We start from the raw sequence: 26,015 nt of genomic DNA, 5'->3' as shown, positions 1-26,015 counted from the left end.
TCAACCCAATCTTCAGTTCAATCGAAAGAAGAGAAAGGAGCAGGCCAAAATGGCTGCGAAGGAAGTAAAGTTTGCGTCTGACGCGCGTGATCGCATGCTGCGCGGCGTGGATACGCTTGCAAATGCGGTCAAGGTAACTCTCGGCCCCAAGGGGCGCAACGTGGTGATCGAGAAGAGCTTCGGCGCTCCCCGCATCACCAAGGATGGCGTCACCGTTGCCAAGGAAATCGAACTCAAGGACAAGTTCGAAAACATGGGCGCGCAGATGCTGCGCGAAGTCGCCAGCAAGCAGAACGACAAGGCGGGTGACGGCACGACCACCGCCACCGTTCTGGCCCAAGCCATCGTGCGCGAAGGTGCCAAGGCGGTTGCTGCCGGCATGAACCCGATGGACCTGAAGCGTGGTATCGACCTCGCCGTCGGCACCGTGGTCAAGGACCTCGAAAGCCATGCTAAGAAGGTGTCGGCCAACAGCGAGATCGCGCAGGTCGCGACCATTTCCGCCAATGGCGACGAAACCGTCGGCCGCATCCTTGCCGAAGCGATGGAGAAGGTCGGCAATGAAGGCGTGATCACGGTCGAGGAAGCCAAGAGCCTCGAGACAGAGCTCGAAACGGTCGAGGGCATGCAGTTCGACCGCGGCTACCTCTCGCCCTATTTCGTGACCAATGCCGAAAAGCTGAAGGTGGAACTCGAGGATCCGTACCTCCTCATTCACGAGAAGAAGCTGTCGAACCTGCAGGCGCTGATCCCGCTGCTCGAACAGGTCGTGCAGTCGGGCAAGCCGTTGCTGATCATCGCGGAGGACGTCGAAGGCGAAGCCCTTGCTACCCTTGTGGTCAACAAGTTGCGCGGTGGCCTGAAGGTCGCGGCGGTCAAGGCACCCGGCTTCGGCGATCGCCGCAAAGCCATGCTGGAGGATATTGCCATCCTTACCGCCGGCAATGTGGTCAGCGAGGAACTTGGTACCAAGCTCGAGAACGTCACGATCGGCATGCTCGGCCGGGCCAAGAAGGTCATTATCGACAAGGACAACACTACCATCGTCGATGGCGCCGGCAACAAGGCCGACATCGACGCCCGGGTCAGCCAGATCCGTGCCCAGATCGAGACCACGACCAGCGACTACGACCGCGAAAAGCTGCAGGAACGCGTAGCCAAGCTGGCTGGCGGCGTCGCCGTCATCCGTGTCGGTGGTGCCACCGAGGTCGAGGTCAAGGAGCGCAAGGACCGCGTCGACGATGCGCTGCACGCGACCCGTGCCGCTGTCGAGGAAGGCATCCTGCCGGGTGGTGGTATCGCCCTGCTGCGTGCGCTCAAGTCGCTCGAAGGGCTCAAGGCCGCCAATGACGACCAGCAGTCGGGTATCGACATCGTCCGCCGCGCGCTGCGAGCACCGGCTCGCCAGATCGCCGAGAACGCAGGCGAGGACGGTGCCTATATCGTCGGCAAGCTGCTCGAAGGCGACGATTACAACCACGGCTTCAACGCCGCGACCGGCGAATACGAAGACCTTGTGAAGTCAGGCGTCATCGATCCGGCAAAGGTCGTACGCACGGCGTTGCAGGATGCGGCTTCGGTTGCCTCACTGCTGATCACCACCGAGGCTTTGGTGGCTGAGCTGCCGAAGGAAGACACGCCAGCACCGATGCCGGCGATGGACTTTTAATCGCGAGAGGAGAGCCGGGTATCGCACCGCGCTCTCCAATCCGCGAACACCAGGCAGTTAGCAATGCCAGTTCGGCACCTGCTCACGCGGCCTGACACCGGGCAGGTTCTGAACGGGGCTTAACGGATCGATCGGTCGAATGAGAGAGGAGGAGTCTATGGCCGACAGGTATCTGGAGTATCTTTCACGCGAACATGCACGGCTGGAGGATGAAATCCGGCTGGAAAGCAAACGACCCCGGCCTGACGAAGTTCTGATTGCCCGGCTGAAGAAGCTCAAACTGGCGGTCAAGGACCAGATGCAAAACTGGGCTTCCAGTCACGCGAGCAGCGATCGGCTGACCGCGTAAACGGACTTGATCCTATCAAATTGTCTCCTGGAAGAAGACCAGGCGCACCTCCATCGGTGCGCCTGGTCTTCTCTTGCAAGGTGCTGAAAACAAACCCATTAAAATTTTTAATAGGTCTTGAAACCAATTGCGCGTTTCATAATTTTATCAATGCCGGATGCCATAACGGGTCCGGTTGGACAGAGGGCGTCGGCTCTTGGTTCCCGGCGCCTCTCACGCCCAGATTGCTCAACAAGGAGGATTTGGAAATGAGAACTGCATTTGATTTGACCCCCTATCGCCGCTCGACGGTCGGTTTCGATCGGCTCTTCGATGCGCTCGAGAACAGCTTCCGCGCCGAGACGCAGGATGGCTACCCACCCTTCGACATCGTTCGCACCGGCGAGGACAGCTACCGGATCACTCTGGCGGTTGCCGGCTTCCGTCCGGACGAAATCGACATCACTGCACAGCAGAACCAGCTCGTCATCTCCGGTCAGAAGACCGAGAAGGACGAAGACGGTGTTGAATTCGTTCACCGCGGTATCGCTGCCCGCGCGTTCGAGCGGCGGTTCCAGCTGGCCGACTATGTCGAAGTGCGCGATGCGGATTATGAGCACGGCATGTTGACGATCTCGCTCCAGCGGAGCGTCCCTGAATCGCTCAAGCCGCGCAAGATCGCCATCGGAAGCCGCGAGCATGTCAACGACGACACGCCGCAGCTGACTGAAGACAAGGCGGCCTAAGCCCCAATCATCGGGCAAATCCTCGGCGGGGTGGGTGCAATCGCACCTGCCCCGCTTGACGAAGCTTTGCCCAAACCAGTCGGTACATTGGAGGAATGTCGAGATCGCTATCGTCTTTGGCTTAGCAATGAATAAACGGCAGCTTCCGGCGGCTTCATTTGAGCGAGTGTATGGCCGAGATGTTCGTGGCTTCTGTCCGGGGGCTGAGAGCCACACCAACGGCAGTTTTTGGCGTGAACGGTCCTTCATGATGGTTGATGGGAACGACCGGGTCTGGTCGGCAGCTGCCCCGCGCGAAGGTCGGCTATGCCCGCACCCCGGCTCGGATCCGGACATTCGACTAACGGCCATCGCGGCCATCTATAGGCGACATACCCGTGCTAGTTGTGTGTCGCAGACGATCCTTAGATGAGGGAGCCCATCGACGCTGGGCAGAGCAGGATCAGCGCTGCGCAAGCCTGAAGGCTCCTTGCTGACCCTGCTTTCACGTAGCTCTGCTTGCTCGTGACGGGCTAAAGGCATCATGCGACCACATGTCAGGCGCACGCACAATGTGGAGACAATTGCGAGGCCCGCCACCAGCATCCAAAAGAGAAAGAACTTAACGGCCTTCTATTTCAATTCTTTAGCAAAGCTCGGGTGGCAGCGCGCCGAGATCACCCTGTCCAGTTTGGTCCGTTAGAGAGATCATGCTATTTTTCTGGCGAGGAGAACGATATGACCCGTGTCGCCCTGTATGCCCGCTATTCCGACGACAAGCAGAGTGCTGCCTCGATCGACGACCAGTTCCTGATATGTCGAGAGCAGGCGAAGCGTGAAGGCTGGCATGTTATAGGCAGCTACAAAGACGCGGCGATCTCGGGTGCCAGCGTTATCCTGCGCCCCGGCATTCAGGCTCTCGTCCAGGACGCACAGATGGGTCGCTTCGATGTTCTGCTCGCGGAGGCATTGGATCGCGTGTCCCGCGATCAGGCCGACGTTGCAACGCTCTACAAGCACCTGCAATTCGCTGGCGTGAAGATCGTCACGCTGGCTGAAGGCGAAGTGTCGGAACTACACGTAGGCCTCAAGGGCACTATGAATGCCCTGTTCCTCAAGGATCTTGCCAAGAAGACGCATCGTGGCCTGCGCGGACGCGTCGAGAAAGGCAAGTCTGGTGGCGGCCTGTGCTACGGCTATGACGTTGTTCGTCGCTTCTCCAGCGAAGGCGAGGCTGTCCATGGCGAGCGCAGCATCAATTCCGTTGAAGCCGAGGTGGTGCGTCAGGTCTTTCGGCAGTTCGCCAACGGACTTAGCCCTCAGGCGATTGCGCGCCGCTTGAATGAAGCGGGCATACCCGCTCCGACCGGCACACTTTGGACATCGACCACGATCCGAGGCCACGCAAAGCGTGGAACCGGTCTGCTTAACAATGAGCTCTATATCGGAAAGCTGGTCTGGAACCGGCTTCGCTATCTCAAGAATCCGCAGACCGGCAAGCGCGTGTCACGGATCAATCCGCAATCGGAATGGATCGTCGCCGACGTCCCCGATCTACGGATCGTCGATGAGGAACTGTGGCAGGCAGCCAAGGCAAGACAGGAAGATATAGCGGTCCAATATGCCGGCGTGATCGAAGCGACGCGCGCGGCACACAATAAGCTGAACCGCACCCGTCGCCCCAGGAGCCTGCTCTCAGGCCTCGTTTACTGCGGATGCTGCGGCGGGTCTTATACCCTTCGCGGGCAGGGGCGGTTTGCGTGTTCGAACCATATCGACACGAGAAGTTGTTCGAATGGTCATAGCATTTCTCGTGAAAAACTGGAGACGCGGGTTCTCGATGGCCTCCGCGATCGGATGATGAGTCCCGAAGTTGCCGCCAAGGCCATTCGCACCTGCGTAGAGGAAACCAATCGCCTGAACCGCGAGCGCCGGGCAACCGACACGGCAGATCGCGCTGAACTCGACAAGGTCCTGAAAGCGATCAAGGGCGTTCTGGACATAGTGGAAGAAGGCAAGGGAACTCGCTCGCTCGTCGACCGCCTTCTCGATCTGGAAGCGCAGGAGGACGCCATTCGCGCGCGCCTCGCTGCCGCCCCGGCGGATGTTCCGGATATCCATCCCAACATCGCCGAGATTTATCGCGGCAAGGTCGAGCGCCTGGCAGATGCCCTGGTCTGTCCCGAGGAACGTGAGGAAGCGGCCGACGCCCTGCGCGGGCTCATCGAGCGCGTCGTCCTGACGCCGGGCAGCAGGCGCGGCGAAGTCAACGCCATGCTGCATGGCGAGTTCGGTACCATCCTGGATTGGCTTGAGCGGCAGCAATCCGCCAAAAACGACACCACCCCCGGCGCTGGTGCGCCAGGGGTGTCCGCTAGGTCGGTATCGGTGGTTGCGGGAGGGCGATCCAACCGTGACCGACAAACGCCAGGAAAATCTGGTTTGTCGGTATCGGTGGTTGCGGGGGCTCACAACCATCTGAAATACAAATTCGAAAGCCGACACAAAGCATCGAACAACTTCTTGATCGACTTGCACGTCCAGAGTTTGTGAGGGACCTGACGCTTACACGCGTATGAAAGCCGCGCCGAAGTCAATGCCAGGATCCAGGCGACAAGCGGTGACGGCTGCCGCCCCCAAACCGGACACTCAGCGGCCATTTGGTTGATGCTGAAAGCTGCCGGTCGGCAATGTTAGAACCCGCTAATTCCCGTCAGCGATCACGCATCGAACGGCTGCCTCAAGCGTTCCTTCCTCAAGTGCAAACGAACGAGGATAGCCCTAATGACATGGTCTCTTGCAGAGCTTTCCAATAAAATAAAGGACATCGACTTCGCAATGCTTGCGACGCACACCAGGGGCGGAGCGATCGCGGCGCGGCCGATGAGCAACAACCGAGAAGTAGACTATCAAGGCACCGCCTGGTTCTTCACCAAGGAGACCGCGCTGATAGTGGCCGATATTGAGGCCGATCCCAAAATCTTGCTGTCCTATCAGGGCAAGTCGGAGCTACTTGGCCAGCGTCCGTTTTTCCTCGCTGTCGAAGGTCATGCAAGGCTCATTCGCGACAAAGCTGCACTTGCCGAACATTGGACGGATGGTCTTGATCGCTGGTGGCCGGAAGGACCTGAAACCCCGGGTCTCGTGCTGATCGAAGCGCGAGGCGAGCGAGCTCACTACTGGGAAGAAGAGGAAGAAGGCGAGATCGTTCTGGGGTCTGCATCGTCATGACCCCTCTCTCGGACACTCACACGGCAGTCTCGCCGCTCGCCGGTCGCAAGGCGATCATCACCGGTGGGACGACCGGGATCGGAAGGGCCATAGCAGTCCTGTTGGCCAGCGAAGGCGCGGAAGTCTTCATTTGCGGCCGTTCCTCCGAGCACCTCGCCGATGCGCTGGCGAGAATAGGCGAAGTCGGCAAGGGCAACGGCATCGCGCTCGATCTTGCCGAACCTGGGCAACTGGACCGCTTTTTCGACGAAGCCCGAAGCTACCTCGGCTCTCCCGATATCGTGATCGTCAATGCCGCCGTTCCAGCCCAAGCCCTCTCCAAAATGTCCGCCGACGAAATACGCTACGCGGTGGAGGTCGATTTCACCGCTTACATCCTCAGCGCAAAGTCCGCGCAGGAGATATTGGCAGACAAGGGCGATATCGTGTTGATAGGTTCCATGTCGGCGCATATTCTTGGGCCCGGATCAACCGTCTATGCTGGCATGAAAGCAGGTATCGCCGGCTTTGCCGAGGCCCTTCGCCGCAAGCTGGGTCCCAAGGAATAAAAGTGGGTCTGATCGAGCCTGGCAAGACCGGTGCGGACTTCCATTATCCGGATATCCCGGCGGAGAAACAGCGCGCCATGATTGCGGAGGAAACGATGCTGCGCGCCGAAGATATCGCGGTAGGCGTCCACTACCTGCTTACTCAGCCGAGGCGGGCCGTGGTCCAACAAATAACGATAGCCCCACGCGAACAGGCGCAGGAATGACCGAGGGAACTGGTCTGACCGTCATCGAAGTGTGGGACTTGAGAACAGCGAAAGTCAGGTCTCGGGAAATGAGTTGCATTCGCACGCCATGGATGGCTGCGATCTTTCAAGCGACATGGGCAAGGCCTCTCGCCGCCGACAATGCTGCCCCCTTGCTGCTTGTTTCAACGTCGCAGCAGCCTTTGCTGTAGGCCCCTGCGACGCAGAATCGGAGGCTCCAAGCTATGGCATGCGGTTGAGCCCCTGGGCATTGGCTCCGTCCAATGCGCTTCACGGCACCCTTCGGCCTCGACCAAAAAAGAAGCCAAGGACCAGGATCACGACTGCAACAAGCAGGAAGACCTTGGCAAGGCTGGCGGAAAGACCTGCTACACCGCCAAATCCCAGAAGCGCTGCAATGAGTGCAACGACAGCAAAAATGATGGCCCAGCGAAACATGAGGCCTCTCCCTAGATACAAACGCTGCGTCGACATTTTCGAGCAGCCCTGTTCTAAAACATTCGACCTCCCCCGATGTTCCGCGGATGTCTTTGTCCTGAAGAAAGCAGGCGAGATGCATAGCGGTCTGGCGCAGCGATCCAACACATTGACACGGCAACCGTGCATGACGGGATCAAATCTTCGGCAGCGCGCATTTCATGCATTCACGACGCAGCATGAAAGCCGATCATGATCCGCTCAATCCTCATCGGTCTTGTGGCCGGACAGCGTGGAATATCGCCGCTCGCCTCGATCGCTCTTGCAACGCGCCGGGGTGCTATTCCGTCAGCCCTTCCCCTGCAGGCACTATTGAAAAATCCTATTGTTGCGGCAGGAACGGCGGCCTTGGCCGCTGCAGAGATGGCCGGTGACAAGATGAAATCGGCGCCGGATCGCATCGTGCCGATAGGGCTGGCCGTGCGTTCTGTGACTTCCGCATACGCCGGGGCTGCGCTTGCCCCCCGTGGTAGCCGCGCGGCGGGCGCGATCATCGCGACCGCAACTGCGCTGATGTCTTCGTACATTGGTTGGCGCCTGCGCTGCGCGGCGATGCGGCGCTATGGCCAGACGGCCACCGGATTTGTCGAAGATGTCATGGTCCTCGGTTCCGGCATTCTCGTGGCGAACCCCGATCTGATCGCGGGACGGGAGACCGGCGGATTCCCTGCTCCAAGGGTTCGCAGCGGGAGAGTCTGACCTTTGAGATCAATGCCCGAGGATCATTCGCTATTTATTTTAGAGCGTAATCCGTTCGTTCCGAACCGAAGCCCGCTCTATTTATCGTTTGTTTGTCGCGTTTTCCGAGTCACCAGGTGATTCCACCTGGTCAGAAAACGCTCTAGGAGAGAAATAATGAGCCCCGACAACGAAAGGATAAAGGTTCAAAAAGAGGATGCCCGTGCCGGAACAACGCCCGGAGTTGTCCGGTATGTGCTACTTATCAGCTTGATCTTGGTGGTCGCTGCACTGTCGATGGTCTGGATCGTTCGCGCCGTTCAGGCGCCAAAGGATACAGGCCGCATCAGCGATACCCGCCAAGCGGTAGAACAGGGTTACGCGGCGCCGCAAGATCAACCCGGGATGCAAAGCCCGGCGCCGCCGGCACAATGAAGCGATCTGTGAATTTGCCGCTCCCGCAAGCCTGACGGTTTCTTCGCTCTGAACGATCGAAACCCTTATACCCTATCAGCCTCCAGACCGCTTGCGTCGCGTCTCCCAACCTTTTTTGGCTGCCGCGGAACGATCGGCATGGCTCTGCGATTTTCCGCCGATGCGACCTCCTTTCTTGGATGCTGCGTGGTCTTCCATCTTTCCCCGACCCGACCCGGATTTTTTACCGCCGCCGGACTCCTTATTGACCGTTGCCCAAACCCGTCGTTCTGCCTCTTTGTGGCCGACACCACGGTCTTCGTAGCCTTCCTCGATATGTTCGGCCTTGCGCTTTTGCTTATCTGTGTAGCTTGATTTGTCACCTCGCGGCACAACCTCTCTCCTTTCACAAACCTACTATACGACCTCGATCTGGAGGCCGCGCATTCGTCTCCAGCGGCTTCTGTGAGCGGCTTTGACACACCGAACTGCCGAAAGGGCAAAGCTAGGGGCTTTTAATCGCGGCTGAGCGACCAGTTGAAACCAGGTCAGGAAGTTGCCTTCGACGAAACCCAGCCAAATTCTTTCTCTGCACGGGCATCATGTTTTACCGCCGACTTCCCGAATATTTCCCCGGCGGAGCCGGTCCATCCTTGGGTCTACGCGTGCTCTCGTCCTTTTTGTTCGGTTCCGTCGCTGGTGTCGGCGGATCACCTTCGACAGCCGGAGTTCGGATCATCTCGTTCTCGACCTCATGGTTGTTGGGCCGCGATCGGTTATCGCTCATGATCCATCTCCTTCACAGCCTGACGCTCGGCTGCTGTATGTCTATTCCTAACAAGGAGCGGATGCTGATGGTTCCTTGCCAAGGTGGTCGGCAATGGCTGGCGGCAGTCTATGGAGAGGAAAGACGAACGAGGTGATCGCCCGTCCTAACGTGTCTCGCTTTCTTCTTCCGTAAGCGCCGCTTCGAGCATCGCCGACCAAATCGCCCGACAACTGGCACTATCGAGCCATTTATCGCCGGCTGCCTCCATGCCATCATTAGGCTCGCGGATTGCTGCGAGAACCGCAAAGGCTATCGATCTGTAACGGAGACGAGTTTCAGGTGGCGCCTGGTCCCACGGCTGCGAATTCTCGGCAGGCCAGTCTGCGGTAAATGCCGCCTGGGCCATACGTTCAAGCGGTGTCATAGATTTACGCCGCGAGACATCGGGAGTTGGGTCTCCGGTCCGAACGATTTTCCATCATGATGAGAACAATCGGGATTGCCCCCGATTGTTCCCTATTGACGGTTACCATAGGGGAAGCGGGACTGCATCCAACGAGAATACCGAAATCGCCGAAATGCAGCATCTGAGGGCGGACGGTCCTGGCTGTGCAAGCGATCACTCTGGCCGTGTTGCTGACTTGAGCGGCCGACTAATCGCCGCAACCTGTTCAGCTGGCGGTTCCCATCCGAATACGCTTCGCCCCCCGTATTCATGCGATCGCGACCGTTCCTCGGCGAGGTAATCGTCAAGCGACGGGCCCGAGGCGGTTGCCTCAAGTCTCCGCGCCTGCTCATCCAGCCGCCTGATCGCTGCCAACTCTTCGCCGTACCCGAGCCTGGCCTTTCGCACCGCAGACTTCATTACCGCAATCGTATGGTCGTACACGTTCGTGGGTACCGGAAAAGGATGTCGATCCTTGCCGCCGTGCGCGAGGGAGAATCGAGCCGGATCGCTGAAACGGCACGGGGCGCCGTGAACGACTTCCGCCACCATAGCCAGGGAACGAACCGTTCGTGCTCCCACTCCTGGAACCAGCAGCAATTCGGAAAAATCCTTGGGACCGAGATCCGCCGCAGCCGCAAGGGCACCATGCAAACGCCGTTCAATCACATTTTCGGGACGAACATCGTGATGGTCCGGCATGATCAGATGAGGGAGAAGGCCTTGTTCCGGCTCGACCCCGGGCGTCATGCGCCGCAACTCGCGCAAGATTCCGTCCGGCCCGAGCGATCCCAGGAGCTCCAGTTGCCCGCTGCGTGAGTCTGCTGCGCGGCGATCGGCAAGGTTGACGATTTGGCCACCGCCTCGCCCCTCTATCGCCGCATGAGGAGCGTCGACAAAATCCTTAATACCTTCGCTCAGCCAGTGATAACGTCGAGCTTGCCGCCGATCAGCGTTCATGCCTTGCTGCACAATTACCCACCGCCCGTCATCCGCGACGATGAACCCGTGCAGGTACAAGTCGAAACCATCCTGAAGCGCCGCGCTGTCTACTTTGGCGACCAGACGACTGGTGGCGGCGAGTGCCGCGCCGTCGATGCCGGTACGTTCTCCTACAAGCACCAACTCATCAGGCGTTTTGCGGCTGTGCTTGCCCCTCCCGCCGCAGACATGAATGCCAAGCTCACCCGACAATGGCGCCAGTCCGCGCTTCAACGCGCCAATAACGCTGGTTGTGATGCCCGAGGAATGCCAGTCCATTCCCATCACCGCACCGAACGACTGAAACCAGAAGGGATGGGACAAACGGCGAAGGAATTCATCGCGGCCATACTCGAGCACGATTGCCTGGGTGATAACGGCGCCCAGTCTGGTCATGCGTTCGCCCAGCCAGGCGGGAACCCTGCCGCCGTGCAGGGGAAGGTCGGCGCTCCCACCGCGCCTGCTCAAGAGTTCCTCCCCGCCAAAAGCCGGCAGGTCTCGGGCTTGCCTGGGAAGAGGGCCGGCAATTGAAAAGCGATCATGGGCGAGATCCTAGCACACGCCGAACATAATATGAACATATGGGTGAAGCCCGCCGTCCCCCGAACAATCGCAATATCCTGCGGAACGGGAGATGCCCCGCATCCGTTGTGACGATGCGAGGGCAAAAAAGGCGAGCGTCATGGCAAATACGAAAAACACTTACCCGCCGATCCGGGACAAGTCTGATCATGATCATGAGCGTGCCGCTCCCGGTCAGGACACCGGAGGTACCGGCGGCGTTGGAGCCCGGCCGAGCGAAAACCATGGCGGCCGCGCAGCGAAGGATACTCCGCTCGACACCAGAACCGGTGTTCAGGCGGGGAGCCGTCGCGGCAAGCCCAGCCAGTAGGGAACCTTTTCAACAAATCAGTGGGCGACTGGGAGAGCGTTCACCAGGAAGGACGGCGAGCACTCCGATCGCTGCGCCTGGCAGCCGGGTGGAAAATAAGACGATCAATGAGGCCCCGCCTTCTCGATCGCCAGCGCTGCCGGGCGCTTTGGAAGGCGAAGAATTCCAGGCACTTTCCAGATGTGCGGCCGCAGCCAGGAGCGACCATACCTGTGAAAATCGCAACCTACAACGTCAACGGTGTCAACGGGCGCCTGCCAGTGCTCTTGCGCTGGCTTGAGCTTGCAGAACCGGACATCGTCTGCCTGCAGGAACTGAAGGCGCCGCAGGACAGGTTCCCAGATGCTGCGATTACGGCAGCGGGCTATAGGGCCATTTGGCATGGACAGAGCCGCTGGAACGGCGTCGCGATCCTCAGCAGGGTCGGTGATATTCACGAAACCCGTCGCGGGCTTCCTGGCGACCCAGATGATGAGCAGAGCCGCTACATCGAAGCGGCAATCAATGGAGCGCTCATTGCCGGCCTCTACCTTCCCAATGGCAATCCGCGGCCGAGCGCCAAATTCGAATTCAAATTGAGATGGTTTGAGCGTTTGAGCGATCGTCTTGCCGAGCTTGTCGCACTGGACGCTCCGGTGATTGTTGCGGGAGACTTCAACGTTATGCCGACGGATCTCGATGTTTACGCGCCGGATCGCTGGCGTGACGATGCCCTTTTCACACCGGAAGTGAGAGCGGCTTACGCCGGGTTGCTCCAGCAGGGATGGACCGACGCGCTACGTCATCTTCATCCGGACGAGGCCATATACACGTTCTGGAAATACTGGCGCGGCGCCTTCGAGCGCGACGCGGGTCTCAGGATCGATCATGTCCTCCTCAACCCGGCTGCAGCCAAGCTGCTGGTGGCTGCCGAGGTGGACCGGCGCCCACGTAGCTGGGAAAAGACCAGTGATCATGCACCGGTATGGATCGAGCTGCGCGACGGGCTCGTGCGCAAGACCCGGCGCAAACCGTAGGAGCATCCCATGAACCCAGAGAAATTCCTGCTCGACGCCAATGACTGGGTGCCCAACAATCAAGGATTGCCGGTACTGATCTACCGAAGCGTGGAAAGCGGTGCCCGGGAACAGATCGCCGAAGCGTTCGAGACGCGCTTCGCTGATCACGGCTGGCCGGCGAAATGGCGGGATACCATATTCGACTATCATCACTATCACTCGACCACCCATGAGGCATTGGGCGTCGCGAGCGGCCGCGCCTCGCTGATCCTGGGCGGACCAGGCGCACAGATCGTGAGCGTTGCAGCGGGTGACGCACTCGTATTGCCGGTCGGCACCGGCCATTGCCTGATCGAGGCCAGTGAAGATTTCCTGGTCGTGGGTGCCTACCCTGAGGGACAGGATTGGGACATTTGCCAGGACCCGCCATCGAAGGAGGCGCTCGAGCGTATCCAGACGATGCTCGCAGCTGAGCAAGATCCCGTTACTGGCAAATGATCTCGAAGTGGCACGAACAGCAATCGTCCGGCTTCTGGTTTTGTATGTCCCGATTTTTTACAGGTCGGGTAGGATCTGGTCGGCGCGCCCCCAGAGTGCGAGATTTTTCGACCCGGCGCGCTTCACCATCTCCGCGCCGTCGCCGATATGCCAACGCGAAGGCCCGTCGATGTCGCGCAGCTCCTCCCAAGTCAACGGCACGGCGATCTGTAGCGCGACAAACAGGATGAGGATTGCGCGTCAATCAGGATGAGAATGTGATTGTCGCGGCGCGTCATTCAGTGCCGATTTTAATTGTCGCTGGCAAGGATCTCGTTCTCATCCTGATTGTCGCGGATGGTCTCGAGGACTTTCGGAGTGGTGTAGGCGGCAGGACGTCCAGCCCCGGAGCGGCGGGCCTGAGCCGTGCGCCGGCGATAACTTTCCACGTTCATCTCGAAGATCGTGGCGTGATGCACGAGCCTGTCGACCGCAGCGAGCGTCATTGCCGGGTCCGGGAAGACGCGGTTCCATTCACCGAAGGGCTGGTTGGCGGTGATGAGCAAGGATCTGCGCTCGTATCGGGCACTGATCAGTTCGAAGAGGACAGAGGTTTCCGCTTGGTCGCGTGAGACGTAGGCGAAGTCGTCGAGAATGAGCAGATGATACTTGTCGAGCTTGGCGATTGCGGATTCCAGCGTCAGTTCGCGGCGAGCCACCTGCAGACGTTGGACGAGGTCAGAGGTGCGGGTGAACAGTGCTCGCCAGCCATTTTCCACCAATGCCAGGCCGATCGCCGCCGCCAGATGGCTTTTGCCGCCGCCTGGCGGACCGAACAGGATGAGATTGGAACCCTGGTCGAGCCAACCATCGCCGGCGCACAGGGCCATGACCTGTGCCTTGGAGATCATCGGCACGGCCTCGAAGGCGAAGCAGTCCAACGTCTTGCCCGCCGGCAGGTGGGCTTCAGCCAGATGACGCCCGATCCGGCGACGATCGCGTTCGGCGAGTTCGTGTTCGGCGAGAGCTGCAAGGAACCGGCTCGCGGGCCATCCTTCCTTGTCCGCCTGGGCTGCAAAATCTCCCCAGATATGCTTGATGGTTGGCAAGCGCAGTTCATTGAGCATCAGGCCCAGGCGCTGTGCGTCGATCATGGGAGCCGTGCTCATGCCGCTTCTCCCTGTTCGATCAGCCCGTCGTAGATCGAGAGCGAGACCATCTCGACCACGACTTCAGGCAAAGTGGCGGGATCGGGGCTAAAGCGGGCCCGAAGTGCCGACAGGCATGGGATCCTGCGGATTGCCAGGTCCTCTTCCAGGATATGGGAGAGCTCCGCCTCGCAGGCGCGCTCGTGGGCCATGGCCAGAAGCTCGACCATGATCCGGCAGGCTTCTTTCTCGCCCACAGCTTCCAGCAAGTGCTCGAACATGAGGCGGTAGGGCGCGCGGGGGAACAGGCTGTCACGATAGACCAATCCCCGTAGCGCCATCGGCTTGCGGCGCAGGGAATGAATGACATGGCGATAATCGACAACGTGGCCGTGCTTACCGTTCACACCGGCGCGGCCGCGCTGCAGGGTCATGAGCCTTGTGCCGCCGATGAAGACATCGAGACGATCGTCGTAAAGGCGCACTCGCAGGCGATGTCCGATCAAGCGCGAGGGGACCGTGTAGAACACCTTGCGCAGGGTGAAGCCGCCCGAGGACGTCACTGTCACGAGGACTTCCTCGTAATCGGTAGTCCGTGCGTTCGGGAGGGATTGCAGCGCCTTGCGCTCAGCATCGATGCCGGGACCGTGGCGCCGGTTCCTTGCGGTCACGACTTCGTCGATGAAGCGGCGATAAGCGGCAAGGTCGGTGAAGTCCGTGGTCCCGCGCAATAACAGCGCGTCCTTCACTGCAGCCTTGATATGGCCGTGGGCGCTCTCGATCGCACCGTTCTCGTGGGCAATGCCTGTGTTGTTGCGCGTCGGCACCATTCCATAATGGGCGCATAGGGCGTCATAGCGCTTGGTCAGGTCGGCCTTCGCATCTGCGTCCAGGTTGCGGAAGGCGGCCGACAAGCTGTCGGTACGGTGGAGCCTGGGCGCTCCGCCGGCAGACCAGAGCGCATTCTGCAGCCCTTCGGCCAGGGCGACGAAACTCTCGCCGCCTAGAATGACGTGCCCATGTTCAAAGCCGCCGCAAGGCAGGCGGAAGTGATAGAGCAAGTGGTCCAAAGGCGCCCCGGCGATGGCGACCTCCAGATCGTTCATGCACGTAAAATCGGACATGCCGAGCCGCCCCGGCTCATGAACCTGCCTGAAGATGACTTCCCGATCCTGGCCGTTCAGAGCTCGCCAGTCGCGAATACGCCTCTCCAGGGTTCGTCGTGAGCCGAACTCGGTATCCGGGTACCGGCGGCGCAGTTCCTCGAAGATCGCGACAGGACGAAGACCGGGGGCGGCCTCCAGCATCGGCACGACAACCTCCTCGAAAATGCCCGATAGCGGATCAGGGCGCCGTCGGCCGCGCGGCGCCTGTCGCTGGGAAGGCAGGCGCGCATCCTGCAGCACCCGATAGCCGGTCGCCGGGCTGAAACCGGCCTTCGCCGCTGCCAGGGCGACGGGATCGTTACGTCTGTTAGTCATGAAAAGTCTCACCTGATGATCGTTGATGTGTCGGCCCGCCACACGCCAGGTCCTCCTTCCCAGGAAAACCCAATGCATAGCGGCCGCCACGACCATCACAGGCACCCTTCAAAAGGCGCCTCCTGCGTTCCGGTATCGGCTACGGGCTACGCCCTTCGCCAATTCCGGAACGCAGGATTCTCATCTTGTTTGTCGCGCTTTCTCACCCTGAATGTCGCGCGACAGCGATCGGCGCAAACTCGCGGCTGCGGGCGCTGTAAGGCATGACCGCTGTCGCGCCGCGCTGGTTGCGCAAGTAATCGATGAAGATCCGTCCTGTCCGCTTGGCTTTTGCAAGAGCGGCGGTGAAGCGCTCGGGGTCTGCCTGGGAAAGCGCCAGGGCAAAGCGGTGGGCAAAGTCTTTCACTTCTGGCCATTCGGCCGAGGGAGTGAGCGGAGCGATCACATGGACGCCCTTCCCGCCCGTAACCATCGGGAAGGTGGTCAGCCCCATCTGGGCAAGCAAGTCCTGGACGTGAAATGCTGCTGAAACGACGTCCTTGAAATCCAGCCCCTCGTCGGGATCGAGATCGAATACGAGCCTATCGGCTTTTTCGATATCCTCGATCCGCGCGCCCCAGCCATGAAACTCGATCGTACCCATCTGAACACAGGTGAGAAGGCCCGCCGGCGTATCGACAAACAGGTACGCCTCTTCGTGCCCGTCTTTCTCGCGGATACCGATCTGCTTGACCTCGCTGCCGAAGCTTCCGGCATCATGTTTCTGGAAAAAGCACTTCTTGGCTCGGCCCTGCGGACAGCGGACCAGGCTTATTGGCCTGCTTCCCGCCCATGGCAGCATGATTGGCGCGACGATCTCATAATAATCCGCAAGCTGGCCTTTGGTGAGCTTTCCCTCCGGGAAAATCACACGCTCCCGGTTGCTGATCCGCACGGCGTCTGTCGCCGGAGCGATCGCGGCGGCCACCGGAGCCTCGGTCTCGAGCACGATCGCTTCGGGCTTCTTGTCTTCGCGCAGGCCGAGATAGCTTGGATGGCGAAGGACGCCTTCATCGGTAAACTCGATATAGGCGATTTCGGCAACCAGCTTCGGCTCGATCCAGTGAGCGTCACGAACGGCGGCGCGGGGCGCTTCGACCGTTGGCTTATTGCGCTCGAGGGGTTCCATGATCTCCATCAATCGGTCGATCTCATCACCGGTGAAGCCGGTGCCAACCTTGCCAGCGTATCGCAATTTGCCATTTTCATTGACCCCCAGCAGAAGCGAGCGAAATCCGCGCTGTTTGTCGGACGGCGTCCAACCCACGATCACGAACTCCTGACGGCGAATGCACTTGGTCTTGACCCAGCTGCCGCTGCGCGAGCCACTGTAGCGCGCGTCGATGCGCTTCGAGATGACGCCTTCGAGCCCTGCGCTGCAGAAGCTAGCAAGAAGCTTCTCGCCATTACCGACGATATGATCCGAATAGCGAATTCGGCCTCCGCCCTTGCCGATCAGCGCAGCGAGCTTCTCCTTGCGCTCAATGAGCGGGAGACCGGTCAGATCCTCGCCATCGAGTTCGAGGAGATCGAACGCGAAATAATCGATGGCCTCGGGGTTGGCCTTGAGCGCGGCTTGCAGGGCTTGAAAGCTGGTGCGACCGTCAGGAAGGGTGACGACCGCCTCGCCGTCTATGAGCGCGCTGCGGACTCCTAGCTTCTGCGCCTCGGCAATGAGGGCTGCGAAACGGTCCGACCAGTCGAGGCCCGATCGAGTATACGCTCGTCCTTCACCCCCGCCGAGGGCGAGAAGCGTGCGGTAGCCGTCGTATTTGAGTTCATGGAGCCAGCGGTCGCCGGGTGGGACACGGTCGACCAGGGCGGCGAGTTGCACGGATTGGAACGGCGGGGGCGAACTCGCTTTCCTGCCTCTACGCGGCCCGGCACTATCCTGATTGGGAGCCGTAACGGTTTTCCCGTTTCTCGCCTTATGCTTCGGGACCGCTTTGCCCGCAGCTATCTCCTCCATGGTGCGGCCGGTATCGATGCTGGTGAGGTGGGTACCGGTCAGGTCATCCGACCCGCCTGCAAATTCATCCTGCACCTTGCGCAATATCCAGTTTTCTCCCTTTTCCCTGCCGCGCGGCTTGAGGCGGAAGAGGATCCATTCGCCCTGCATGCGGCGACCATGGAGGACGAAGTGGAGGTGGCCTTCGGGCAGAGTCTTGCGGGGATCCTTGCCTGGAATCGTTTCCCAAGTGCCATTGTCCCACAGCATCACGGTGCCGCCGCCATACTCGCCTTTGGGGATCGTTCCTTCGAAGCGCGCGTAATCGAGCGGATGGTCCTCGGTGCGGACCGCGAGACGCTTGTCGTCGGGATTGGTGCTTGGCCCCCGCGTAACCGCCCAACTTACCAGCACGCCGTCCAACTCGAGCCGGAAGTCAAAGTGAAGGCGCGATGCCGCGTGTTTTTGAACGACAAAACCGTTGCCGCTTGTGGGGCCAGTCGCCCCGGAAGGCTCTGCGGTACGCGAAAAATCACGTTTCTCGCGATATTTTCCGAGACGCTCCTCCGCCTGCGTATGCTTTGTCTTGAGGGCTCGTGCCATGTCGGTTCCGATCGATATGCCAGTTAATCGATGCGGAGCCGAACTCGTTCCCTCGCCGCCCTTCCCTATTCGCCGAGGTCGCGGACAAAACGATAGCTTGTTTGTTCAAAGCCGAGCGAGCGAAAGAAATTGTGACTGTTATTGATCGCGATATCGCTAAGCGCCTCGACCTGCTTGCATCCAGCCTTCGCCAGCGCCTTCTGCGCCGCGGCCAGCATGGCCGTTGCAATGCCCCGCCGCCGATGCGCTTTATCGACGACAAGCACGGTCAGACGGCCCAGGGCACCGCGATGGACAGCGGGAATGATCGACCACTGGCAGCAGCCGATCACCTTGCCGAGCTCGGCGACGATCAACCCGGCCTTCGCCTTTCGGACCATGGCCAGATTTTTTTCCACCTCACTTTGCTCAATCGCCACGCCCGAGAGCTGATGGAGCAGCGCCGCCAGTTCCTCGCTATCGGCGGTGGCGGCTGAACGCACAACCAGCACTGGGTCGGGTACGGGTACCAGTGAGGACTCGTTCCTTGATCTGGGCTTTTCGGTGAGCTGGGATAGTTTCTCTTGCGCCGGTCCGGATTGGGGAACTAGCCTCAAAGCCGGTTTTGGGCGGGTTCCACCTGCTAGGTCCTTTTTGCCAGGCGGCGGATTATCCGCACCAGACGCCGTCCGCCGGCGCAGTCGCTGCCCGGAGCGCCGCCGAACAGGTGCATCTTCATCGTCGGGCTCGGGTTCCGGAGGCTTTTTCGGCGGTCGTGGGCGCTGCTGCGTCGTCTCAGCGGATTGCTTCCATGTGCCAAATTCGCTTTCGCGCAGGAAGTCCTCGATATCCTGCGCGCTCGCGGTTAGCCCGTTTTCGCCGACACCAAGAAGGGCATTTCCACTTTCATCAGCCAGCCCATACTTACCGTAGTCACCGACGCCGGGCTTGCGCCGCCTGGAGCGCAGCAGCTTGAGCCCGCGATGCTGCGCCATCGCGCGCAGCTGATCGTCGCTTGCCGACGCCATTTACTGGAAATCCTCGGCGACTGGCCCGAAGTAGGATTTTTGCCGACTTTCGAACTCAGCATTGGCCGTCTTCCCGGCAATGCAGTCGGATCGTGGCTGAGCCGGGAACGAGCCGCTGCCCCGTGCGCTCGGTATGATATGCGCACGCATAGTTTCTCTGAGTCCTCGATCATCGATCAAATCGCCTACGACGACGAGGCAGGGACCCTCAGGATCTCGTTCTACCAGACCGGCGATTATCTTTATTACGACGTGCCTGCACCCCTCTTTGAGGCGTTCTGCAGAGCGCCTTCTGCGGGGACATTCTTCAACGCGCGTATCAAGGACCATTTCCGGCACCTGCGAAATCCCGGGCGCAAGCGCTTCGGGCCAAATGGCTGAGCGATCAGGCTTCACCAAGTGCACGATAAACCGACATCAGATGCCGCGATGCCACCGCGCGGGCGCGCGGCGAGCGGATGGTCTCCTCATTTGTCTCGTGCAGCATGGCAAGCATGTCAAGCACCTCCTGTCTCGGCATGCCTGTCTCGCGAAGATGCGTGCCGATCAGTGTCAGGAGGTTGGCCCAAAGCGTTATCGCCCCTTCGGCAAAAGCGGCATCATCGTCCCCAAGCGCAGGGGCGGGATGGTCGAGGCTTTCCGTCACGGCTCAGGCCCGCTTGCGCGTCGATGGCTTCGCAGCCGATTTGGTGGCCGGTTTCTTGGCGGCGGGCTTCGCAGTTTTCTTGGCGGCTGGCTTCTTGGCAGTCGTTTTGGTCGCCGCCCTGCCCGTGCTGCCGAGCGAGTTTTTGAGCGCCGCCATCAGATCGACGACGTTCGAGCCGCGCGGATCCTTGCCGCTGTCGTCGGAATCGATGTTGAGCGTCTTGCCCTTCTTTTTTCGCTCGATGAGCTCTTTCAAGGCATCGGCATAGCGATCGTGAAATTCGGCCGCGTCGAATTTGCCGGTCTTCTTGTCGATCAGCGTGGTAGCCAGGTCGAGCAACTCCTCGTCGGGATCCGTATCGCCGATGTCGCGAAAATAGCTCGTCGCCTTGTTTACCTCGTCGGCGTAGCGCAGCGTCTCCATCACCATGCCGCGCCCACAGGCTTTGATGCTGACGACGTACTCCCGGCCGCGCATGGCGAGTTGCCCCAACCCTATCTTGCGGGTGCGCCGCAGCGCTTCGCGAAGGACGATGAACGCCTCCTCTGCCAGATCGTCGGCCGGCACGACGTAATACGGCTTTTCGAAATAGATCATGTCGACATCATGCGCGTCGACGAACTGGGTTAGCTCGAGGGTCTTTTTGCTCTCGAGCTTGACGCCCTCGATCTCCTTTTCGTCGAGCAGGACATACTCTCCCTTGGCATACTCGAAGCCCTTGACGATGTCCTCGACGTCCACTGGACCAATGCCGGGCACGACCTTTTCATATTTGATACGCTGGCCCGAAGGCTCGTGGATTTGATTGAAGGCGATCGTGGCTCCGCTCCTAGTGGCGGAATATATCTCGACAGGGATCGAAACGAGCGCCAGGCGGATCTGGCCTTTCCAGTATGGACGTGCAGCCATCTGTCCTCTCCTTCGGGCAGACTTCTTTAATTCGCGGATCGCCGCGTCGTTCCGGAGCTTTCGAGGGCGGGATCATCGCATCTGCCACCCCGCCTCCGCATCGACAGATATCCTCCTTGCCTCAGAAAACGTCCACCCCGGCGCTTGCGTGGCGACGCTGGCGAGTAACCTGAATTAACCTCCGCATATTCGGGCGGCTCCTTGCCCCGCTTTATCGCAAAACGGACAGACTGCGGCGACTAATGCGGCGTCAAAAGCGTTGCCGTCTTGAAGCCGATTTTCAGACCAGTGGGAGTGAGTGAATGGGCGACGTGCGCGATCGCACGGGGCACGACGATGCCCCCTTGACCACCGCCAAGGACGGCAGAAGGGCGCAGAGAGTCGCCAGCGAGCTCGATGAGGCCAAAGGTGACACTCTTTCCAGCAAGACCGTTACGATCAATTGCCCGCGAGACCACCTTTTTGCCGTCTGGCGAGACTTCTCGAACCTCCCCAAATTTCTCGACAACGTCATTTGCGTAGAAAATCTGGATGGCGGGCGATCTCGCTGGACGGTTCGGGCACCGGGCGGGCGCTCGGTCGAATGAACTTCCGTCATTACCGAAGAAACGCCGGGCGAACTCATCGCATGGACAACAGAAGAAGGCGCCGACGTTCCCAACAGCGGCCGGATCGAGTTCAGCGATGCGCCCGGTGGCCGAGGTACCTGGGTGACGGCGACAATCCTGTACGATCCGCCGGCAGGGTTAGTCGGCAAGATCGTCGCAAAGATGTTCCAGCGTGAGCCCGCCATCCAGGCGCGGCGCGACCTGCGGCGTTTCAAGCAATTCATGGAAACCGGCGAGGTCGCAACTGCGGCGCGCACTCGCAAACAGCTCGACAAGGAGAACGCCTGATGCGCGCGTTGACCTGGCACGGGAAGCACGACGTTCGCGTCGACACCGTCGATGATCCCGAAATTCTCAATCCACGCGATGCCATCATCAAGATCACTTCCACCGCGATCTGCGGCTCGGACCTTCATCTCTACGACGGTTACATACCGACGATGCAGGCGGGTGACATCCTCGGCCACGAATTCATGGGCGAGGTCGTCGAGATCGGCAAGGATTCCACGCTCAAGAAGGGGCAACGCGTGGTCGTCCCCTTTACCATTGCCTGCGGATCCTGCTTCCATTGCTCGAAGCATCAGTATTCTGCATGCGACAATGGCCTGCCCGCCGACAACAAGGACATCGCGCAGACACTCTACGGACAGCCCATGTCCGGCCTTTTCGGCTACAGCCACATGACCGGAGGCTATGCCGGCGGCCAGGCGGAATATGTTCGCGTCCCGTTTTCCGACGTCGGGCCGATTGTGATTCCGGATGGGATTGAAGATGACAAGGTCCTCTTCCTATCCGACATTTTGCCCACCGGTTGGCAGGCAGCGGAGAATGCCGAGATCGAGCCGGGCGACACGGTAGCGGTCTGGGGATGCGGCCCGGTCGGGCTGTTTTCCGTCCAGTCGGCGTTTCTGATGGGCGCCGAGCGGGTCATCGCCATCGATCACTTTCCGCACCGGCTTGAACTCGCCCGAAAGTTCGGAGCCGAAACGATCAACTTCGAAGAGACCAAGACCTATGAGGCTCTGATGGAGATGACCGGCGGCATCGGACCCGATGCCTGCATCGATGCGGTCGGGCTCGAGGCGCACGGTTTCTTCGCCGACAATGTCTGGGACCAGATCAAAGCATCCACGTTTCTGGGAACCGACCGCACCCATTCGATCCGGCAGGCCATCCTGGCGTGCCGAAAGGGAGGCCGAGTGTCGATGCCGGCAGTTTACGGCGGGTTCGTCGACAAGTTCCCGCTAGGTGCATTCATGGAGAAGGGCCTGACGCTCAAGACCGGCCAGATCCACGTCCAGCACTACCTGCCCGGGCTGCTGAATGCGATCATGGAAGAGAAGATCGATACGACCTTCCTCATCAGCCACCGTCTGCCCCTCGAGCAGGCGCCCGATGGCTACAAGATGTTCCATGACAAGCAGAACGAGGTGACCAAGGTCGTACTGAAGCCTGGCCTCGACCTCGCGCGGGTGCCTTGACGAGTTGGAGGGCTACGGCCCTCCCCGAGGTCGCGGAACTAACGGCCGGTCCCGAGTGGCTTCCGGCTCACGCCGGCCATTCGGCGGCCGTTCGAATCTTGTCTGCAGGAGAAACCCATGACGAATAAATTTGCTGTGATCACCGGCGCATCTAGCGGCATTGGCCTTGAGCTGGCCAAGCTCGCGGCCAAAGACGGCTACGATCGTTAGCGATGCGAGCGCCCCACGTAGACGGCGCTGATTGCTGAGCCAATGACCCTGCCTTTGAATTGGCAGCGGAGATGGCAAGATGCTCGATGATGACGCCAGTGGTTTGAACGGCGATTTAAACAGTGCGGCACGGTGTGCGAATACGCATTGGAACGGTGTGCCGCATAGTGCGAAGTCGGATGTAGCCGAAGCGACAATCCTGGGCCCGCAGAAGCGCAACCGACGGTGGGATGCACACGAGAAGGCGCGGATCACTGCGGAAAGCTTTGAGCCGGGCGCCAACATCAGCGCGGTGGCGCGGCGCCATGGCATGAGCCCGGGCTTGCTCCATTACTGGCGGCGAACGGTGCGCGACCGGGCGGCGATGGAGCCGATCTCGTTTGTGCCGCTGGAAGTCGACGATGGCACGCGGGCTCCGGAAGGCAGTCTCGAGATTGGGTTCGACGGCGCCCACGTCGTGGTGCGCGGCGCGGTGGACGCGGGCGTCCTGAGGGTTGTTTGCGAGGCGCTGCGTCAGCGATGATCGGCGGGCGCAGCGATCTGAAAGTCGTGCTGGTGTCGGGCCCGATCGACTTCAGGGCCGGTATCAACAGGCTCGCCTCGCTGGTGGCCAACGAGTTGGGCCGAGATCCCTATTCCAGTGATGTCTTCGTGTTCCGGTCGAAGCGGATGGACCGTTTGAAGCTCCTGCATTTTGACGGCTCCGGAACCATCATGGTGACAAAATGGCTGGAGGCTGGGAAGTTCTTCTGGCCGCCCGTGACAGGCGGGGTGATCAAGCTGACCTCGGCGCAGATGACGCTGCTGCTGGGCGGAATGGACTGGCGCCGCCTTGAGGAAAACCCGATAAAAAAGCCCGACATGGCAGGGTGAAAGTGCCGGTTTTTATGGGTTTTTGCGCGATTGTGTGCTAACAAAATCGGGTGACCCGACCCCCGGAAAATCAGGCTGACGCACTCGATGCGATGACCCGCCGGGTGGCGGAACTGGAGGCCGAACTCGCGGCGGCCTCCAGGCTGTTGCAGACCTATAAGGCGATGTTGTTCGGTTCGCGCTCCGAAAAAGCGCGCGTCGTTCTGGACGAGCAAGGGTGCCTCGATCTGGGGGACCTGAGTGCCGTTCACGTGGCGCCAGCAGCCAACGATGATCCGATGCCCATGGGGGTAAAGCCTCGTGCCAGGCGCAACATCGGCGCTCTACCCAAGCATCTGCCCCGGATCATTCACGTCATCGAACCTGAAAGCACGCAGTGTGCCTGCTGTCAGGGCGGCATGCATAAAATCGGCGAGGACGTGAGCGAGGCGCTCGACATCGTGCCGGCCATCCTGCGTGTGATTGCGACCGTCCGCCCCAAGTACGCTTGCCGGACCTGTGAGGGCGGCATCGTCCAGGCACCGGCGCCGCGCAGGATGATCGAAGGCGGAATGGCGACAACCTCGCTGATCGCCTGGATCGTGACACAGCGCTTCGCATGGTATCTTCCGGTTTATCGCCAGGCCCAGATGCTGGCAGGGCATGGCCTGCAGATTGATCGATCGACGCTGACACGCTGGCTGAAGTGCGCAGCCTGGTGGCTCGAAGGCCTCTACGATCTGCAACTGCGGGCAATCCATAGTCATCCCCGCATCCACGTCGATGAAACCCGGATGCCTGTGGTTGGAGGTGGCAACGGCAAAGTCCGCATCGACCAGTTCTGGGCCCATGGAACCGATGATCGCCCCTGGAATGGTCCGGCACCGCCGGCGGTGTGCTATGTCCATGCCCGTTCCCGAAGCCATCGCACGATATCCGAGCAGCTTGGACGCTATCAGGGCGTGCTCCAGGTCGATGGCTATCGTGCCTATAAGGCCTTCGAGAACCCGGACGAGTTGTCCGGAGATATCCGGCTCGCGTTCTGCCTCGCGCATCTGCGGCGACGCTTCGTGGACCTTCATAAAAGCACCCGATCGCCGATCACCGCGCAGATCATCACTCTGCTCAGTCGCATTTATCGGATCGAGGCGGAAATCCGTGGCACCAGTGCCGAGCACCGGCTGCTCACGCGGCAGGAGAAGTCCAGGCCGATCATGGAGGAACTCAAGGCGCTGCTCGACGATACCTTGCCGCGCGTCTCGCAGGTCTCGGATCTGGCTGGGCACATCCGCTATGCTCAGGGCCACTGGCGCGGCCTCAACCTGTTCCTCGAAGATGGCCGCGTCGAGGTCGATAACAACATGATCGAGCGGCAAATGCGCCCGATTGGAATCGGACGCCGCAATAGTCTGTTCGCCGGCAACGAAGGCGGGGCCCATACGTGGGCGGTGCTCGCTTCCCTGCTTCAGACAGCAAAACTGAACGGGCTCGATCCCTACACCTGGCTGAACGATGTGCTGGCCCGGATGGTCTCGGGTGAAGTCCTCAGCAATGATCTCGAGCAGCTCCTGGCATGGAACTGGCGCCCCGCTGAACCGACCGCTATGCGACTGGCCGCATGAGTAGCACCAGTCGCTTCAAGCGCCCAAAGAAGCCCAGAAGAGCGCGCATCCTCACGCATGAAAAGCTTGAGGAATGGCTGGCCACTCGCGAGCATCCGATGCCGGGCGTATCGATGATCGACGGCTATCTCGCCGCGCTTGTCGTATCGCCCCAGTTCATTCCTCCCGAAGACTGGCTGCGCCCCATAGTCGGAGACGGCATCGCCTGGGCGCCGGATGGCAGTATCGAGGAGGCTGTCCGCAACACGATCTTCCAGCGGTATAGCCAGATTGGCGCGACCCTGTCCGGCGGACCGAAGCGCTATGCCCCCATTTACATGCGCACGGACGCTGGCGAAGTTCTCCTGGAGGACTTCGCCAATGGCTTCTACCTCGGCATGCGGCTCAGCATCGACGACTGGAAGCCGCACATATCCAATCCGGAAATCGGCCACCCACTGACCGCCATCCTCGGTCATTGCACGACAATGATGCCCGAGGATCAACGCCAGAACGCACTACGCGGCCAGGCCGGCGAGATCCTGGCTCAATCCTGGAAAATCGTTCCAGAGCTGGTCGAGATGCTTCACGTCAGCATCGGCGGCGCCCGAAACATCGAAATCCGATAACCAGCAGCGTCAACG

27 protein-coding genes and 2 pseudogenes are annotated in these 26,015 nt (G+C 60.3%); 19 read left to right on the top strand and 10 right to left on the bottom strand.

Annotated elements, in window-relative coordinates; genetic code table 11:
• The first annotated feature begins 49 nt into the window (after nt 1-49).
• From groL to CA833_RS27030, 7 genes are all read left to right on the top strand, one after another.
• Nucleotides 50-1,669: a chaperonin GroEL gene (gene groL, locus CA833_RS19945; RefSeq protein ID WP_207080916.1), complete on the top strand. Its 1,620-nt coding sequence runs from the start codon at nt 50-52 to the stop codon at nt 1,667-1,669.
• Nucleotides 1,670-1,826: 157 nt separating this feature from the next.
• A complete protein-coding gene (locus CA833_RS19940; protein ID WP_067736065.1) occupies nt 1,827-2,018 on the top strand; it encodes a YdcH family protein in 192 nt (63 codons plus the stop codon).
• A 248-nt stretch (nt 2,019-2,266) separates the two neighbouring features.
• The gene (locus CA833_RS19935) at nt 2,267-2,743 is read left to right on the top strand and encodes an Hsp20 family protein (RefSeq protein ID WP_207080915.1); all 477 of its coding nucleotides are present in this window, start codon (nt 2,267-2,269) and stop codon (nt 2,741-2,743) included.
• A 717-nt stretch (nt 2,744-3,460) separates the two neighbouring features.
• A complete protein-coding gene (locus CA833_RS19930; RefSeq protein WP_242526554.1) occupies nt 3,461-5,275 on the top strand; it encodes a recombinase family protein in 1,815 nt (604 codons plus the stop codon).
• Between the two features lie 231 nt (nt 5,276-5,506).
• Nucleotides 5,507-5,953, top strand: a complete 447-nt coding sequence (locus CA833_RS19925) for a pyridoxamine 5'-phosphate oxidase family protein (RefSeq protein ID WP_207080914.1) — start codon at nt 5,507-5,509, stop codon at nt 5,951-5,953.
• A complete protein-coding gene (locus CA833_RS19920; protein WP_242526553.1) occupies nt 5,950-6,501 on the top strand; it encodes an SDR family NAD(P)-dependent oxidoreductase in 552 nt (183 codons plus the stop codon). The genes CA833_RS19925 and CA833_RS19920 overlap by 4 nt, the downstream gene beginning before the upstream one ends.
• Nucleotides 6,502-6,503: 2 nt before the next feature.
• Nucleotides 6,504-6,707 (top strand): hypothetical protein, encoded by a 204-nt coding sequence (locus tag CA833_RS27030; protein ID WP_242526552.1) that lies wholly within the window; start codon nt 6,504-6,506, stop codon nt 6,705-6,707.
• Nucleotides 6,708-6,977: 270 nt separating this feature from the next.
• Here CA833_RS27030 and CA833_RS19915 read toward each other — a convergent pair whose 3' ends face one another.
• Nucleotides 6,978-7,145 carry a DUF1328 domain-containing protein gene (locus CA833_RS19915; RefSeq protein ID WP_207080913.1) on the bottom strand — a complete coding sequence of 56 codons (168 nt, stop codon included), beginning with the start codon at nt 7,143-7,145 and terminating at the stop codon, nt 6,978-6,980.
• A gap of 231 nt (nt 7,146-7,376) precedes the next feature.
• Here CA833_RS19915 and CA833_RS19910 point away from each other — a divergent pair, with 231 nt between their 5' ends.
• Nucleotides 7,377-7,883, top strand: coding sequence for a DUF4126 domain-containing protein (locus CA833_RS19910; RefSeq protein WP_207080912.1), 507 nt, complete (start codon nt 7,377-7,379; stop codon nt 7,881-7,883).
• 156 nt (nt 7,884-8,039) lie between these two features.
• Nucleotides 8,040-8,297, top strand: coding sequence for a hypothetical protein (locus tag CA833_RS19905; RefSeq protein WP_207080911.1), 258 nt, complete (start codon nt 8,040-8,042; stop codon nt 8,295-8,297).
• 75 nt (nt 8,298-8,372) lie between these two features.
• On the opposite strand, the gene CA833_RS19900 is transcribed toward CA833_RS19905, so the two are convergent.
• Both CA833_RS19900 and CA833_RS19895 read right to left on the bottom strand, forming a co-directional pair.
• Nucleotides 8,373-8,669: a plasmid stabilization protein gene (locus CA833_RS19900; protein ID WP_207080910.1), complete on the bottom strand. Its 297-nt coding sequence runs from the start codon at nt 8,667-8,669 to the stop codon at nt 8,373-8,375.
• A gap of 995 nt (nt 8,670-9,664) precedes the next feature.
• Nucleotides 9,665-10,939, bottom strand: a complete 1,275-nt coding sequence (locus tag CA833_RS19895; protein WP_207080909.1) for a DUF763 domain-containing protein — start codon at nt 10,937-10,939, stop codon at nt 9,665-9,667.
• A 636-nt stretch (nt 10,940-11,575) separates the two neighbouring features.
• Here CA833_RS19895 and xth point away from each other — a divergent pair.
• Nucleotides 11,576-12,379 (top strand): exodeoxyribonuclease III, encoded by an 804-nt coding sequence (gene xth, locus CA833_RS19890; RefSeq protein WP_207080908.1) that lies wholly within the window; start codon nt 11,576-11,578, stop codon nt 12,377-12,379.
• Nucleotides 12,380-12,388: 9 nt separating this feature from the next.
• Nucleotides 12,389-12,859, top strand: a complete 471-nt coding sequence (locus CA833_RS19885) for a cupin (protein ID WP_207080907.1) — start codon at nt 12,389-12,391, stop codon at nt 12,857-12,859.
• A gap of 57 nt (nt 12,860-12,916) precedes the next feature.
• Here the strand turns inward: CA833_RS19885 and CA833_RS19880 are convergent, their stop codons facing one another.
• The 5 genes from CA833_RS19880 to CA833_RS19860 form a co-directional block, all read right to left on the bottom strand.
• Complete coding sequence (locus tag CA833_RS19880; RefSeq protein WP_207080906.1) at nt 12,917-13,060, bottom strand: hypothetical protein; 144 nt, start codon at nt 13,058-13,060, stop codon at nt 12,917-12,919.
• Between the two features lie 89 nt (nt 13,061-13,149).
• Nucleotides 13,150-14,007, bottom strand: a complete 858-nt coding sequence (gene istB / locus CA833_RS19875; RefSeq protein WP_207080631.1) for an IS21-like element helper ATPase IstB — start codon at nt 14,005-14,007, stop codon at nt 13,150-13,152.
• On the bottom strand, nt 14,004-15,545 hold the full coding sequence (gene istA / locus CA833_RS19870; protein WP_370584601.1) for an IS21 family transposase: 1,542 nt from the start codon (nt 15,543-15,545) through the stop codon (nt 14,004-14,006). Before istA ends, istB begins: the two co-directional genes overlap by 4 nt.
• A gap of 124 nt (nt 15,546-15,669) precedes the next feature.
• Complete coding sequence (gene ligD, locus CA833_RS19865) at nt 15,670-18,057, bottom strand: DNA ligase D (protein WP_207080904.1); 2,388 nt, start codon at nt 18,055-18,057, stop codon at nt 15,670-15,672.
• 65 nt (nt 18,058-18,122) lie between these two features.
• Nucleotides 18,123-19,031 carry a GNAT family N-acetyltransferase gene (locus CA833_RS19860; protein ID WP_242526550.1) on the bottom strand — a complete coding sequence of 303 codons (909 nt, stop codon included), beginning with the start codon at nt 19,029-19,031 and terminating at the stop codon, nt 18,123-18,125.
• Here CA833_RS19860 and CA833_RS27025 point away from each other — a divergent pair.
• Nucleotides 19,020-19,445, top strand: coding sequence for a KTSC domain-containing protein (locus CA833_RS27025; protein ID WP_242526549.1), 426 nt, complete (start codon nt 19,020-19,022; stop codon nt 19,443-19,445). The genes CA833_RS19860 and CA833_RS27025 overlap by 12 nt on opposite strands.
• 4 nt (nt 19,446-19,449) lie before the next feature.
• On the opposite strand, the gene CA833_RS19850 is transcribed toward CA833_RS27025, so the two are convergent.
• On the bottom strand, nt 19,450-19,710 hold the full coding sequence (locus tag CA833_RS19850; RefSeq protein ID WP_207080902.1) for a hypothetical protein: 261 nt from the start codon (nt 19,708-19,710) through the stop codon (nt 19,450-19,452).
• Between the two features lie 3 nt (nt 19,711-19,713).
• On the bottom strand, nt 19,714-20,619 hold the full coding sequence (locus CA833_RS19845; protein WP_207080901.1) for a Ku protein: 906 nt from the start codon (nt 20,617-20,619) through the stop codon (nt 19,714-19,716).
• A gap of 302 nt (nt 20,620-20,921) precedes the next feature.
• On the opposite strand from CA833_RS19845, the pseudogene CA833_RS19840 reads away from it, so the two are divergent.
• The 7 genes and pseudogenes from CA833_RS19840 to CA833_RS19810 all read left to right on the top strand — a co-directional run bounded on the left by CA833_RS19840 (nt 20,922) and on the right by CA833_RS19810 (nt 26,000).
• A pseudogene (locus CA833_RS19840) lies at nt 20,922-21,515 on the top strand (SRPBCC family protein).
• The gene (locus CA833_RS19835; protein WP_207080900.1) at nt 21,515-22,708 is read left to right on the top strand and encodes a zinc-dependent alcohol dehydrogenase; all 1,194 of its coding nucleotides are present in this window, start codon (nt 21,515-21,517) and stop codon (nt 22,706-22,708) included. The pseudogene CA833_RS19840 and the gene CA833_RS19835 overlap by 1 nt, the downstream one beginning before the upstream one ends.
• Nucleotides 22,709-22,825: 117 nt before the next feature.
• Nucleotides 22,826-22,912, top strand: a pseudogene (locus CA833_RS19830) (oxidoreductase); the annotation flags it as partial.
• Between the two features lie 85 nt (nt 22,913-22,997).
• Nucleotides 22,998-23,441, top strand: a complete 444-nt coding sequence (locus CA833_RS19825) for a transposase (RefSeq protein ID WP_142635971.1) — start codon at nt 22,998-23,000, stop codon at nt 23,439-23,441.
• A complete protein-coding gene (gene tnpB / locus CA833_RS19820; protein WP_142635969.1) occupies nt 23,438-23,791 on the top strand; it encodes an IS66 family insertion sequence element accessory protein TnpB in 354 nt (117 codons plus the stop codon). The genes CA833_RS19825 and tnpB overlap by 4 nt, the downstream gene beginning before the upstream one ends.
• 92 nt (nt 23,792-23,883) lie before the next feature.
• The gene (locus tag CA833_RS19815; RefSeq protein WP_185928620.1) at nt 23,884-25,392 is read left to right on the top strand and encodes an IS66 family transposase; all 1,509 of its coding nucleotides are present in this window, start codon (nt 23,884-23,886) and stop codon (nt 25,390-25,392) included.
• A complete protein-coding gene (locus CA833_RS19810; RefSeq protein WP_142635965.1) occupies nt 25,389-26,000 on the top strand; it encodes a UPF0149 family protein in 612 nt (203 codons plus the stop codon). Before CA833_RS19815 ends, CA833_RS19810 begins: the two co-directional genes overlap by 4 nt.
• Nucleotides 26,001-26,015: the final 15 nt, after the last annotated feature.

It is taken from the genome of Novosphingobium sp. KA1 (assembly GCF_017309955.1).
Lineage (GTDB): Bacteria > Pseudomonadota > Alphaproteobacteria > Sphingomonadales > Sphingomonadaceae > Novosphingobium.
The sequence above is the reverse complement of the archived record's forward strand: the minus strand, read 5'-3'. Positions and strand labels throughout refer to the sequence as shown.